The sequence below is a fragment of the Salegentibacter sp. Hel_I_6 genome (assembly GCF_000745315.1).
Lineage (GTDB): Bacteria > Bacteroidota > Bacteroidia > Flavobacteriales > Flavobacteriaceae > Salegentibacter.
This window is the reverse complement of the sequence record NZ_JQNQ01000001.1, coordinates 886,979-900,204: the sequence shown is the minus strand read 5'-3', so window position 1 is coordinate 900,204 and position 13,226 is coordinate 886,979. Positions and strand designations below refer to the sequence as shown.

Sequence of the window (13,226 nt, the reverse complement as noted above, 5' to 3'; positions counted from 1 at the left end):
TCTTCGTTTGATCTGAATAACTTCACCAGATCTTTTGTTATACAATGGTCTCCGCCTATAATACCGGGCGGCCGGGAGTTGTGTTGTTGTGTGTTGTGTAGACCAATGAAAAACTACTCTCTTTGAGCGACAATTTTACTCGATAATCGAGATTTAAACCCAATAAATATTGGGAATGTAAATATTTACAAATTAATCTTATATAAAAAAAGGGGGCGTATAGCCCCCTTTGAAATTTATTTTCTTAATCCTAACTCTTTAACGATCGCACGATATCTCATAATATCTTTCTTCATTAAGTAATCAAGCAAGCTCCTTCTTTTACCAACCAACATTACCAAAGAACGCTCTGAGTTGTAGTCTTTACGATTCTTTTTTAAGTGATCTGAAAGGTGAGAGATTCGGTAAGTGAACAAAGCAATTTGTCCTTCAGCAGAACCGGTGTCGGTTTTACTTTTTCCGTGCTTCTCAAAAATTTCTTCTTTTCTTTCTTTGGCTAAATACATTCCAATATTAATTTTAATGATTTTTATGTATTGACAGTTTTTCCATCAGTCGGCAAAGATACTACTTTCTATATAATTACCTACGGAAAGAAAATATTTTTTTAAGCCCTTACTGGTTGATTCTGAATAAGATCCAAATACAGGTTCACTTTATTTTTAAGTTCAGATCTTTTAGTTATAAAATCTAAAAACCCTTTTTCTTTAAGAAATTCTGAAGTTTGAAAGTCTTTTGGCAGGTCTTTTCCGGTAGTATCTTTTACTACTCTTGGTCCTGCAAAACCAATTAAAGCTCCTGGTTCTGAAATATTAATATCGCCAAGCATTGCAAAAGAAGCCGTAGTTCCTCCAGTTGTAGGATCTGTTGCTAAAGAGATATAAGGAATTCTTGCTTCTGCAAGTTGTGCCAGTCTAACCGAGGTTTTAGCTAATTGCATTAAGGATAAGGCTGCTTCCTGCATTCTAGCTCCACCAGATTTGGAAATAACCATTAGTGGAATTTGATTTTTTAGTGCATAATCTGCTGCACGTGCAATTTTCTCGCCTACTACAGATCCCATAGAACCTCCAATAAACCTAAAATCCATACATGCAATTACCAGATCTTTTCCTTTAGACTTTCCAACAGCGGTGCGAACCGCATCTTTAAGTTCTGTTTTTTCCTGGGCTGCATTTAAACGATCGGTGTACTTTTTTGTGTCCTTGAAATTCAAAGGATCTTTGGAAGTCATGTCTTTATCCAGTTCCTTGAATTCATTATCGTCAAAAAGGATCTTGAAATATTCTTTACTGCCAATTCTTACGTGATAACCATCTTCAGGGCTTACATAAAAATTGCTTTCTAATTGTTCAGCATCTACAATCTTGCCGGTTGGGGATTTATACCAAAGCCCTTTAGGAACATCTTTTTTATGTTCCGTGGGTGTTTGAATTCCTTTTTGTGTTCTTTTAAACCAAGCCATTTATTTTCAGGTTTCAGGTTTCAGTTCATTTCTTTAATAAACCGAATGTTTTACTTAAAATAAAAACAGCCGGAATTTAAAAACTCCAGCTGTTCCAAAAATTAATTCTATAAAGTGTTTACGTTGTTAAGGTCTTCAAATGCCTTTTTAAGTCGGGCTTTAAAAGTTAATTCACCTTCACGCAACCATTTTCTTGGGTCGTAATATTTTTTATTTGGTACGCCATCACCTTCAGGATTACCAATTTGAGCAGCAAGATAATCTTTCTTTTCTCCCATATAATCACGAATACCTTCAAGGTAAGCGTATTGAAGATCGGTATCAATATTCATTTTAATTACTCCGTAGCTAATTCCTTCGCGAATTTCTTCAACCGTAGAACCACTACCTCCATGAAATACAAAGTCAATATGATTTTCTTCTACACCGTATTTTTTAGTAATGTGTTCTTGAGAATTCTTAAGAATTACCGGGGTAAGTTTTACGTTACCTGGCTTATAAACTCCGTGTACATTTCCAAAAGCGGCAGCGATAGTAAACTGGTCGCTTACTTTGCTTAATTCTTCATAAGCATAGGCCACTTCTTCTGGTTGAGTATATAATTTTGAAGAGTCGATATCAGTATTATCAACACCGTCTTCTTCACCACCTGTAACACCAAGTTCAATTTCAAGTGTCATTCCCATTTTACTCATTCTTTCAAGATACTTCTTGCAGGTTGCAATGTTTTCCTCAAGAGGCTCTTCTGAAAGATCTATCATATGCGAGCTGTATAGTGGTTTTCCAAATTGCTCGAAATGTTTTTCACTGGCATCCAGTAAACCATCTATCCAGGGTAATAATTTTTTCGCACAGTGGTCTGTATGTAAAATTACTACTGCACCGTAAGCTTCAGCAAGTTCGTGAATATGTCTTGCACCTGCAATAGATCCAGCGATCGCTGCTTTTTCATTATCGTTTGAAAGTCCTTTTCCAGCGTTAAACTGGCCACCTCCATTTGAGAATTGAATAATAACGGGTGAATTTAGTTCTGCTGCAGTTTCCATTACTGCATTCATGCTGCTGGAACTTATTACGTTTACAGCTGGAAGGGCAAAGCCTTTTTTCTTGGCATAATTAAATATTTCCTGTACTTCTTTTCCTGTGGCTACGCCTGGTTTAATGTTGTGACTCATAATTTTAGTTGAATTAGAACTACAAAAATAAGAAAATATGTTGGCTTAGAAAGGATAATTGATCCCTACATTATACACGGCGTTATTAAAGTTGTAATTCCTGAACCAGCGTTTGTCATCTGGCTGGGCAGGGTCGTAGGTTTTGAAGCCAATATCAAACCTAAGCACGAAAAAGTTAAAATCATATCTAAGTCCGAAACCGGAGCCTACTGCAATATTTTTTAGGTCTGAAAGCGATTCAAAAGTAGCGTCTTCATCTTCAACAATATCCAGTACATTCCAGATATTTCCCACATCTACAAAAACAGCCGAGTTGAGGGCGCCAAAAAGATTATACCGGTATTCTAAATTGAAAGCAAGTTTCATGTTAGCTTCATTGAATTCATTTCTTCCGCCACTACTTCCTGGACCTAAATCGTAAGCTCTCCAGGCACGATTATCGTTAGGACCACCACCAAAAAAACTTCTAACAAATGGAATACTGTTAGCGTTACCATAGGGAATAGCCACTCCACCAAAAGCACGAAAAGCTAAAATATTACTCTGGCCCATATCCCAGTGTTTAATAAAATCCAGTTCAGTTTTGATATATTGTGAGAAATTAACCCCTAGCAAATCGTAATTGCCATTTTCATTCTTCTCAAAACCAGCAATGTTTGAGACGGCGGCAAGAACATTTCCTGCGGTTTCTATTTTAAACCTGAATCGCGTGAATTCCTGGTCGTAAAGATTCTTTTTTGTATTCCATAGATACGTATAGTTAGAGGCAAAAATTAGGTTATTTTCAGTTAAACGATTTTTACGCTCTCCTATATTATTTACAAGCTGAATTTGTTCTTCATCTAAACCGGTAGTTCCGCCAGTATTATTAGAAATATCCCGAATAAAACTTTCGGCACCGGTTGGAATGCTTAGCAGGCCTTCTTCGTTTAAATAAGCAGGATCTGTCACAATACTTCCCGATTGTACAATTTCATTTAGATCGTTGTAAGAGTTACGGTAAACGTTGAAGTAATTATCGGTATTAAGGTTTCTTACGTATTGAATGTTTAAAAGATCTAAGCGGTTAGAAAGTTGCCGGGAAGGATTCCAACGGTAGTTCATTATTCCAGTAAGGTTCCTTTTATCCAGCCCTATATTGTTTTGCGTACTAACCCCCAAACTTAGTGCAGTGAAAGGTTGCATATATTTAGGAATAAAACTTTCGGTATCAAAAGGTAGAAATATCCTGGGGAATGTAAGTTTAAGGTCGGCTCCAATTTCAGAAATATCAAAAAAGCGATCATCATCGCCACTTATCGCTGCATCGGTAGAAGAACCTATACTGCCCCGCCCGGAAATTTCAAAATTTTCAGCACCACCAAAAACATTTCTTATTAAAAGGGAGCCGCCGCCACCAATTCCGAATTTCTGAATGTTGCTTTGCGAAATATCAAAATCGAAACCAAGTGAATATTTTGGTTGAGGCGTAAGAAAAATATTCGCAATTAAATCGGTGCGTAAAGAATCTGCGGGGTCTGGGGTAAATTGAACGTTTGGATACTTAAAAACTCGTAACGAGTTTAGTCTATTGTATGTGCGGGATCGTGAAATATCGCTATAAGTATTTCCGGGTCTAATAAAAATGGCATCTGTAATTGCCTCTGGTTTATACTGTAATTCTTCAAAACTATAAAGCGTATAACCATCTTCGGTTGTAATACTATCGGTTATTGGCTGATTTCGGTTTGCATATTTATAATCGGTAAAAATATTCACCTTGCTAATTTCGTGAATTTTAAAAGGCACTCTGGAAGTTGTATCGTCTTCTGAAGCGAATCTATTCTTGATAATTAGCGTGGTATTTACCTTATTATCTGTGTTAATCGTATCGGCATCAAAACTTATATATTCCTGGTCAAAATTATAAACCCCATTATTTCTGAAAAGTGAAGTCAACCGGTCCCTTTCTTCATTAATGTCTAATGTTCTGTATTGTGTTCCTTCCTTTATAATCGATTCAGCTTTATTTAACTCATATAAGGAATCTATGACCTTTGAAGCAATATCAGTGGTTATTGAATCCAAATGATAGGGAGGGCCGGTAGTAACTTCATATTCCACCCGGGCACGTTTTTGCTTTTTTTCTGAAGTAATAATCTCGTAATCGGTTTCAACATTAAACCAGCCGTTATTCCAATACCAGGAGTTGAGGCGATTAACCGATTTTTTAGTGTCTTCTTCGTTCACAATTACCGGTTCTTCTCCAGTTTTTTTAATCCAGGTATTAAAAGATTTTCGGGAATTTAAATATTTTTCAAACTGTTTATAGGAAAGAATATCTACTAAAGTATTTTTCTTGCTTTCATTCTCCATATATTTTTCAGTTAAAATAGAATCAATATCGGGACGGGCAAGATTATAAAAATGAAGTCTTAAGGGAAGCCCCAGGAAACTGGTATTTGGTTCCTGGTAGAGTTGGTTATAAATTCTGGCCTCATTGATCTTTTCGTTATTTACGAAAATTTCATTGTTAGTGAGCAGTTTATCATTACCCTCTACGCGTTTAACGGCATTACAGGAAATTAAAAAAAGCAGGCTTAAAAAAAATAATGATATTTTTGCGAAATGCCGATTCAAATACACATTTTTAAGAGATCAAAATTACATTTTTTGTATGGTTAGTAAAAGCCAAATTAAGTTAATAACCAGTCTTGCACAAAAAAAATACCGATATAAAAACGGACTTTTTGTAGCCGAAGGTTTTAAAACGATTAACGAGCTTATTTATTCTAAATTTAAGCTGAATCGGCTTTTTACTTTAAAAGAAGATTTTGGAATTGAGGCAGATAAAATTCAAAATATTGATGAGCGCGAACTTAAGAAAATAAGCTTTTTGAAAACACCTCAAGCTGCACTTGCATTATTTGAAATACCGGAAGAAGTTAATGTACAAGATGAAAATTTGATTCTAGCATTGGATGGGATTAGGGATCCAGGAAATTTAGGTACAATTATTCGCCTTTGTGATTGGTTCGGCATAAAAAACCTTGTTTGTTCAAGGGACTCGGTAGATTGCTACAATCCTAAGGTGGTTCAAGCCACGATGGGATCTTTGGCGAGGGTAAATATTTCTTACTGCGATTTAAAAACCTTTCTTGAAAATTCTGAACTACCGGTTTATGGTGCTTTTATGGAAGGAGAAAATATTTATAAAAGTAAAACTGAAGAGAAAGCCATTCTTGTAATGGGTAATGAAGCGAATGGGATTTCAGCAGAAATAGAAGGGATGATAGGGAAAAGAGTAAGTATTCCACGTTTTGGTGAAGTGCAGGAAACTGAAAGCCTCAATGTCGCAACAGCAACGGCAATTCTTTTCAGTGAGTTTAAGAGAAATGATTTTGCCGGGTAATTGCGCTATATTTTCGATCGAGACCACTCCAGTTGGTGTCGAATTTACTATTTATTCCATTAACAATAATAAAGATTTTATTGAAAGGTGAAATTAATGAATACCGCATTTGATCTCATAGCATCTATGCTTGACGCAGTTTCGTTAGTAGATTCAAACAGCTCATTATTTATAGTGAAGACACCTCTAAGGGAAGGAGAGAATTTAAAATAATAAAGGTATAAATCTACTCCTATACCTACTTCATAATGGTAATTATTGGTTTTAAACCTAAATTGCTCATCGGGGTTATTCTCATTACTTGATAAGTTGATAGAAGTAGATAAACCGCCAACCACAAAGGGTTTGAAATTATTGTTTCTATCTGCCGAGAATTTTAGCAAAAGTGGTATATGTACATAAGTAGAATTAATCTCGTAAACTTCTTGAGTATACGGTGGCCTAAAATTACGAGTATTAAAAGTAACTCCCGGCTCTAATCGAAGATCAAGATTGTTGTTTAATCTTAAATTACCAACCAGACCAACATTAAAGCCCAAAGTTTTTTCTATAATGAGGTCGTTACCATTAGGTGTTGCTTCATCATTATATTTAAACTTGAAATCGTAGGTATTGAATCCAAGGTAGTATCCCCAGGACCACTGTTGTTTGTCAAAGTTCTCGTTGTTAATAATTTTATCTCCTCCAAAAATTTGTGCGTAACCAAATTGAACGCAAAAAAGTAAGACAATAACAAAAAATTTCTTCATAGTTTTATTTTGAAGCAGTATAAATGGTGGCAACCCCAAATGTTTGAGGTTTGTCTTCTACATTTATAAACCCCGTTTTCTTTAAAATATTGTTGAAAGCTTCTCCATAAGGAAATGCAGCTGCACTTTTACTTAAGTAAGAATAAGCTTCCCGGTCTTTAGAAAATACACGCCCTATTAGCGGTAATACTGCGCCTGAGTATAATTTATAACCTTGTTTGAACGGAAATCTGGTAGGGACAGAAGTTTCCAAAACTACAAAAATTCCGCCGGGTTTTAGAACTCTTTGAATTTCAGATAGTCCTTTTTTTAAATTTTCAAAATTACGAACCCCAAATGCCACGGTTATAGCGTCAAAAGAATTATCTTCAAAAGGCAGCGCTTCAGAGTCTCCCTGCACCATTTCAATTTTATCGGTTAATTGTTTTGCTGCAATTTTTTTACGCCCAACTTTAAGCATACCTTCAGAAAGATCGAGACCAACAATTCTTTCAGCATTAATATCGGCCATTTGTATGGCAAGATCGCCTGTGCCGGTAGCAATGTCTAAAACCGCTTTTGGTTTTTGCGCTTTAACCAGCGCAATCACTTTTTTTCGCCATTTTACATCGGTTCCCATAGAAATAACCCGATTTAGACCATCGTAATTGCCAGATATTTTATCAAACATCTGTTCAACCTGCTTTTTCTTATTTAATCCGGAATCCTGATATGGAGTAACCTTTTTACTCATAATAACAATTTTGTGCCAAAGATACACGATATGAAATAATTGAGGTTGAACTTTTAGAATTTGTTAAGTGCGACTTCGGTTTTAGGTTTGTTGAAAATACCGTACCTTTGTTCTTCTTTTCAATTTCAAGCTGTTATATGAAGATAATTATTGCCGGAGCAGGTGAAGTAGGCTTTCATTTGGCAAAATTGCTTTCTTTTGAGTCCCAGGATATCACTCTAATTGATACCAGCCGGGACAATCTTACCTACGCCGATACTCATTTAGATATCAGGACGATAAAGGGAGATGCAACCTCAATTAGCATTTTAAAAGATGCGCAGGTAAAGCATGTAGATATGCTTATAAGCGTAACTTCTAGTGAAGCCACCAATATTACAGTTTGTGTTTTGGCGAAACAATTAGGTGCCAAGAGAACAATAGCTCGAATTTCTAATACTGAATTTCTTGAAAATAAGGAGGAAATTGGTTTTACGAGTTTTGGGATTGATGAATTGATTTCTCCAGAAGCTCTAGCAGCAAGAGAGATTGCGCTGCTTTTAAATCAATCTGCTTTTAATGATAGCTATGAATTTGAAAATGGAGCTTTAACCATGATCGGGCTAAGCCTTTCTCGTAATGCCCTATTTGTGGGCAAAACAGTGAAGGAAGCTGCAAATATTTTCCCAGATCTAAATTTTGTACCTATTGCAATTCAGCGTTATGGAACGCAGTACACGCTTATTCCGCGTGGAGATACCCAATTTAAAGAAGGAGACCAGGTAAATTTTATCACCCTAAAAAGAGGGGTGGAAAACCTTTACAAGCTTACGGGGAAAACCAAACATGCCATTAAGAATATAATGATTTTGGGCGGAAGTAAAATTGGTAAAAAAACCGCTATAGACTTATGCAGAAATAACTTTAATGTAAAGTTGGTAGAGACAAATAAAGAGAAAGCCTATGACCTGGCCGATGAACTGCCAAATGCACTTATTATCCATGGTGATGGTAGAAATGTAGAATTACTGGAAGAAGAGAATGTTCATGATATGGATGCATTTATTGCAGTTACCGGAAATTCGGAAACCAATATCATGTCCTGCCTGGTTGCAAAATCAAAGAGTGTCAAGAAAACTATCTCTTTAGTTGAGAATATGGATTACTACCAGTTAAGCCATTCTATTGGAATTGATACTTTGATCAATAAAAAACTACTGGCAGCCAATAACATATTTAGATATGTTAGAAAAGGTGAAGTAGTGGCAATGACCAAGATCAATAATATGAATGCTGAATTACTGGAATTTATTGTAAAACCAAATTCACAGGTATGCAATAAAAGAATCAAAGATCTTGATTTTCCTAGATCGGCTATTATTGGTGGGATTATTAGAGATGGAGAAGGTATAATTGCTTTAGGTGATTTTAGAATTACCCGCGGCGATCGTATTGTGGTTTGCTGCTTACCAAGGTCTATAAAAAAGGTTGAAAAACTCTTTCTCTAATGCCAAGACTTAACAATCAGATTATTCTGCACGTTATGGGGCTGTTGCTTTTATGCAACGGCGGTTTTATGCTTTTAGCAGTTTTATTTAGTTGGTTTTATGAAGACGGGGTTACCCTGGAGATTCTAACTGCAGCTTTTATCACCCTGTTTTTAGGTGTGCTTTTTATGTTTACTACAAGAGGACACCGTAAAGAAGTTAAAAAGCGGGAAGGGTACATTATAGTTACTTTTGGCTGGATTTTCATGGCTTTGAGTGGAACGCTGCCGTACGTTTTAAGCGGATCCATTCCTGCATTTACCGATGCTTTTTTTGAAACAATGTCTGGTTATACCACTACTGGTGCTTCAATCTTAAATGATATTGAATCCATTCCTAAAGGCATCTTATTCTGGCGTAGTTTAACACATTGGATTGGGGGGATGGGAATTATAGTGTTGGCAATTGCCATTTTACCATTATTAGGAATAGGAGGGATGCAGTTATTTGCTGCAGAGGCTCCCGGCCCAAGTGCCGATAAATTAAAACCAAGAATTACAGATACTGCCAAGCGTTTATGGTTGATTTATGTAAGTTATACAGTAGCAGAAACTATCTTGCTTAAAGTAGCAGGAATGAGCTTTTTTGACGCAATAAACCACTCACTTAGTACGCTTTCTACCGGAGGTTTTTCTACTAAAAATATAAGTGTTGCCTATTGGAACGACAGGCCGGTAATACAATATATCATTATACTTTTTATGTTTTTGGCGGGAACTAACTTTGTATTAAGCTATTATAGTTTCAAAGGAAAAGTTCAAAAAGTCTTACATGACGATGAATTTAAGTGGTATTTCTACTTTATAGGCTCGTTTACTGTGGTTGCCTCTTTGCTTATTTATTTTGAAGCTGATGTTGCGCTGTCGCAAATAGACCATCCCATGGTTTGGGGTGAGGCTGAGAGTGCATTTAGGCACGGTCTTTTTCAGGTTTTAGCTATAATAACCACTACAGGTTTTGTTACTGCCGATTATACCATGTGGACCCCTTTTTTAACCATTTTCTTTTTCGGAATGTTCTTTTTAGGAGGCTCTGCAGGATCCACTTCAGGAGGGGTAAAAGTGATGCGCCATATTATTATGATTAGAAATGGCGTAATAGAGTTTAAACGTGCGCTTCATCCTAATGCAATCCTTCCGGTACGTTTTAATCGAAAATCTATTGGAAAAGGAGTGACATTTAATATTCTTGGCTTTTTTATTCTTTATATGCTTTCCTTTATTATCGGCGCCGTAGTTTTAGGGGGTCTTGGACTTGATTTCGAAACTGCTATTGGGGGCGCTGCTTCTTCGCTGGGTAATGTGGGGCCTGCTTTTGGAGCTCTTGGCCCTGTAAATAACTTTGATATTCTTCCGCCACTTGGTAAATGGTGGTGTGCTTTTTTAATGCTAATAGGAAGGTTGGAGCTATTTACGGTGCTTATCCTATTTACTCCGTTCTTCTGGAGGAATAGATAATTCTAATATTCAATTCTAGAAAATAGAAAAGTTGTCTGAAAAGATATCTTTCTGGCAAGCTGAACTCATTTCAGACTTTATCCCGAATTTCCTTTCGGGTTTCTAAAATGTTTTTAATTCTCCAACATTTTAGATCTCTGGATAAATTTCGGAGTAGGCTCTGAAACAAAGAAATAAGCTGTGATTTTGATAAAAAACGTCATTGCGAACGGAGTGAAGCAATCTTTAGTTAATTACTGAAGATTGCTTCGTTCCTCGCAATGACGAGTATGATGTTATATATATATAGTTTAAATGGACCTATTAAACCGAAATTCTACGCATCAGAAAGCACAGATTTAATTCGTTTCATTGCTTCCTCGATTTGAGATTCGCTGGCCGCATAGGAAATTCTTATACATTCTGGATTTCCAAAAGCGTCACCGGTTACGGTGGCTACAAGAGCTTCTTCTAATAAAAACATAGAGAAATCTGTAGCGTTTTCAATTTTATGACCTTTAATTGTTTTTCCGAAGAATTGAGAAACATTCGGGAAAACATAAAAAGCACCTTCTGGTTCTGTGGTTACAAAACCTTCAATATTATTTAAAAGATCTATGATAAGTTTTCTCCTTTTCTTAAAGGTATCAACCATAAAACTAATTTTGCTTACCGGAGCTTCCAGGGCAGTAATTACCGCACGTTGAGCAATACAATTGGCACCGCTGGTAATTTGGCCCTGCATTTTATTACAGGCACGGGCAATCCAGGAAGGGGCGCCAATATAACCAATTCTCCAGCCAGTCATAGCAAATGCTTTAGAAACACCGTTTACGGTTACCACACGATCATACATATCTTCAAATTGAGCCATAGAGGCATGACCACCCACAAAATTAATATGTTCGTAAATTTCATCACTTACAATTATAATATCTGGATGTTTTTTCAATACATCAGCCAGGCCTCTTAGTTCTTCTTTGCTATACACCATCCCGCTTGGATTGCAGGGAGAGCTATACCAAATCATTTTAGTCTTTGGAGTAATCGCTGCTTCAAGCTGCTCTGGAGTCATTTTAAAATCGGTTTCTACAGAAGTTGGAACTTCTACCGGAACGCCTTCAGCAAGCTTCACTATTTCAGCATAACTAACCCAATAAGGGCAAGGTAGAATAACTTCGTCTCCAGGGTTTAATAAAACCATAGCCACATTGGCTAAAGATTGTTTGGCTCCCGTAGACACCACAATTTGAGAATGATTGTAAGTTAGATTGTTGTCCCGCTTAAATTTATTAATTATCGCATCTTTTAATTCAACATAACCGTCTACCGGAGTGTAAGAATTATAGTTATCGTTGATTGCTTCTATCGCGGCATCTTTAATAAAATCTGGAGTATTAAAATCTGGTTCTCCCAGACTTAATCCAATAATATCTTTCCCTTCTGCTCTAAGTTCACGCGCTTTGGCAGCCATAGCCAGGGTTTGGGAAGTAGCTAAATTGTTAATTCGGTTGGATAATTGTTCTTGCATTCTTTAATTGGTTACTAATTAGTTATTAAGACGAAATTGCAGGTTTCGCACCCATTTCTTTTAAATGTTTGAAATGGGCAATTATAGCTGCGCGTGTGGTTTTATATTCATGATAAGGAAGATTGCATTCTGCTGCAGTTTCCTTTACTATTTTGGCTATCCTTGAATAATGGATGTGACTAATATTTGGAAAAATATGATGTTCTACCTGGTGGTTTAATCCCCCGGTAAACCAGTTCACAATTCTATTCTTGGTTGCAAAATTAACGGTGGTAAACAACTGGTGAATGGCCCAGGTGTTTTTCATAGAGCCTGTTTCATCGGGTAAGGGCATTTCGGTTTCTTTTACTACATGGGCTAACTGAAAAACTATACTAAGAATTAATCCTGCAGTATAGTGCATCACGAAAAATCCAATTAAAATCTTCCACCAGGAAATTGATAAAATTAACATAGGAATCACAATCCAAATAGAAACATAAATCAGTTTCGTGATTGCGATAATACTCCATTGTGCTACAGGATTTGGCATTTTTCCGTAAGATAATTTCCGCTTTAAGTAATTTTTAGTCTGTTTAAAATCTGTAGTTAATGCCCAATTAAAGGTTAGCAACCCATATAAAAAAACAGAATAATAATGTTGAAAACGGTGAAAACTATACCATTTTGAATGTTGAGAAAATCTAATTACTCTTCCAGCGTCTAGGTCTTCATCGTGCCCGTGGATATTGGTGTAGGTATGATGTAAAACATTATGCTGAACCTGCCAGTTGTAAACATTACCGGCCAGAACATAGATTGTGCCTCCCATAAATTTATTAACCCATTTTTTAGACGAATAAGAACCGTGATTACCATCATGCATAATATTCATCCCCACGCCGGCCATTCCTGCGCCCATTACCACGGTAAGAAGTAGCATCCACCATTGTGAAATATCAAGGGATAGAATTAAAAAGTATGGGGTTAAAAATAAAGAAAACATTGCTACTGCTTTTAGATGCAGTTTCCAATTTCCGGTTTTTTTAATGTTATTTTCTTTAAAATAACTATTTACTCTTTTATTGAGTATCCTAAAGAATTTGGTAGAATCTTTTCGGGAGAATTTTATATGATTTTGAATATTTTCCATTTCTTTTTTTGTAAGTGGTAAAGGTAAAATTTTATAATATCAATCTATACTATAAGCTAATTAATCTATGGTGCAATTTCAGCACCAA

General features: G+C 36.2%; 11 protein-coding genes. 3 read left to right on the top strand and 8 right to left on the bottom strand.

Features of this window, described 5'->3' with window-relative positions:
* Positions 1 to 236: 236 nt before the first annotated feature.
* The 4 genes from rpsO to FG27_RS04085 form a co-directional block, all read right to left on the bottom strand.
* Positions 237 to 506, bottom strand: a complete 270-nt coding sequence (gene rpsO, locus FG27_RS04100) for a 30S ribosomal protein S15 (protein WP_037315875.1) — start codon at positions 504 to 506, stop codon at positions 237 to 239.
* A gap of 101 nt (positions 507 to 607) precedes the next feature.
* Positions 608 to 1,465 carry an acetyl-CoA carboxylase, carboxyltransferase subunit beta gene (gene accD / locus FG27_RS04095; RefSeq protein ID WP_037315872.1) on the bottom strand — a complete coding sequence of 286 codons (858 nt, stop codon included), beginning with the start codon at positions 1,463 to 1,465 and terminating at the stop codon, positions 608 to 610.
* A 107-nt stretch (positions 1,466 to 1,572) separates the two neighbouring features.
* On the bottom strand, positions 1,573 to 2,640 hold the full coding sequence (gene fbaA / locus FG27_RS04090) for a class II fructose-bisphosphate aldolase (RefSeq protein ID WP_037315869.1): 1,068 nt from the start codon (positions 2,638 to 2,640) through the stop codon (positions 1,573 to 1,575).
* A gap of 45 nt (positions 2,641 to 2,685) precedes the next feature.
* Positions 2,686 to 5,259 (bottom strand): BamA/TamA family outer membrane protein, encoded by a 2,574-nt coding sequence (locus tag FG27_RS04085; protein WP_037315866.1) that lies wholly within the window; start codon positions 5,257 to 5,259, stop codon positions 2,686 to 2,688.
* Between the two features lie 37 nt (positions 5,260 to 5,296).
* Here FG27_RS04085 and FG27_RS04080 point away from each other — a divergent pair, with 37 nt between their 5' ends.
* A complete protein-coding gene (locus tag FG27_RS04080; RefSeq protein WP_037315863.1) occupies positions 5,297 to 6,031 on the top strand; it encodes an RNA methyltransferase in 735 nt (244 codons plus the stop codon).
* Between the two features lie 77 nt (positions 6,032 to 6,108).
* Here the strand turns inward: FG27_RS04080 and FG27_RS04075 are convergent, their stop codons facing one another.
* Together FG27_RS04075 and ubiE are read right to left on the bottom strand one after the other, a co-directional pair.
* Positions 6,109 to 6,780 (bottom strand): porin family protein, encoded by a 672-nt coding sequence (locus FG27_RS04075; RefSeq protein WP_037315860.1) that lies wholly within the window; start codon positions 6,778 to 6,780, stop codon positions 6,109 to 6,111.
* Between the two features lie 4 nt (positions 6,781 to 6,784).
* A complete protein-coding gene (ubiE, locus tag FG27_RS04070; protein ID WP_037315857.1) occupies positions 6,785 to 7,513 on the bottom strand; it encodes a bifunctional demethylmenaquinone methyltransferase/2-methoxy-6-polyprenyl-1,4-benzoquinol methylase UbiE in 729 nt (242 codons plus the stop codon).
* Between the two features lie 137 nt (positions 7,514 to 7,650).
* Between ubiE and trkA the strand changes: the two genes are divergently transcribed.
* Together trkA and FG27_RS04060 are read left to right on the top strand one after the other, a co-directional pair.
* Positions 7,651 to 9,000 carry a Trk system potassium transporter TrkA gene (gene trkA / locus FG27_RS04065; protein ID WP_037315854.1) on the top strand — a complete coding sequence of 450 codons (1,350 nt, stop codon included), beginning with the start codon at positions 7,651 to 7,653 and terminating at the stop codon, positions 8,998 to 9,000.
* On the top strand, positions 9,000 to 10,496 hold the full coding sequence (locus FG27_RS04060) for a TrkH family potassium uptake protein (RefSeq protein WP_037315852.1): 1,497 nt from the start codon (positions 9,000 to 9,002) through the stop codon (positions 10,494 to 10,496). Before trkA ends, FG27_RS04060 begins: the two co-directional genes overlap by 1 nt.
* A gap of 316 nt (positions 10,497 to 10,812) precedes the next feature.
* Here the strand turns inward: FG27_RS04060 and FG27_RS04055 are convergent, their stop codons facing one another.
* Together FG27_RS04055 and FG27_RS04050 are read right to left on the bottom strand one after the other, a co-directional pair.
* Positions 10,813 to 12,006 carry a pyridoxal phosphate-dependent aminotransferase gene (locus tag FG27_RS04055; RefSeq protein ID WP_037315849.1) on the bottom strand — a complete coding sequence of 398 codons (1,194 nt, stop codon included), beginning with the start codon at positions 12,004 to 12,006 and terminating at the stop codon, positions 10,813 to 10,815.
* A 25-nt stretch (positions 12,007 to 12,031) separates the two neighbouring features.
* Complete coding sequence (locus FG27_RS04050) at positions 12,032 to 13,138, bottom strand: acyl-CoA desaturase (RefSeq protein ID WP_037315846.1); 1,107 nt, start codon at positions 13,136 to 13,138, stop codon at positions 12,032 to 12,034.
* Positions 13,139 to 13,226 lie beyond the last annotated feature (88 nt).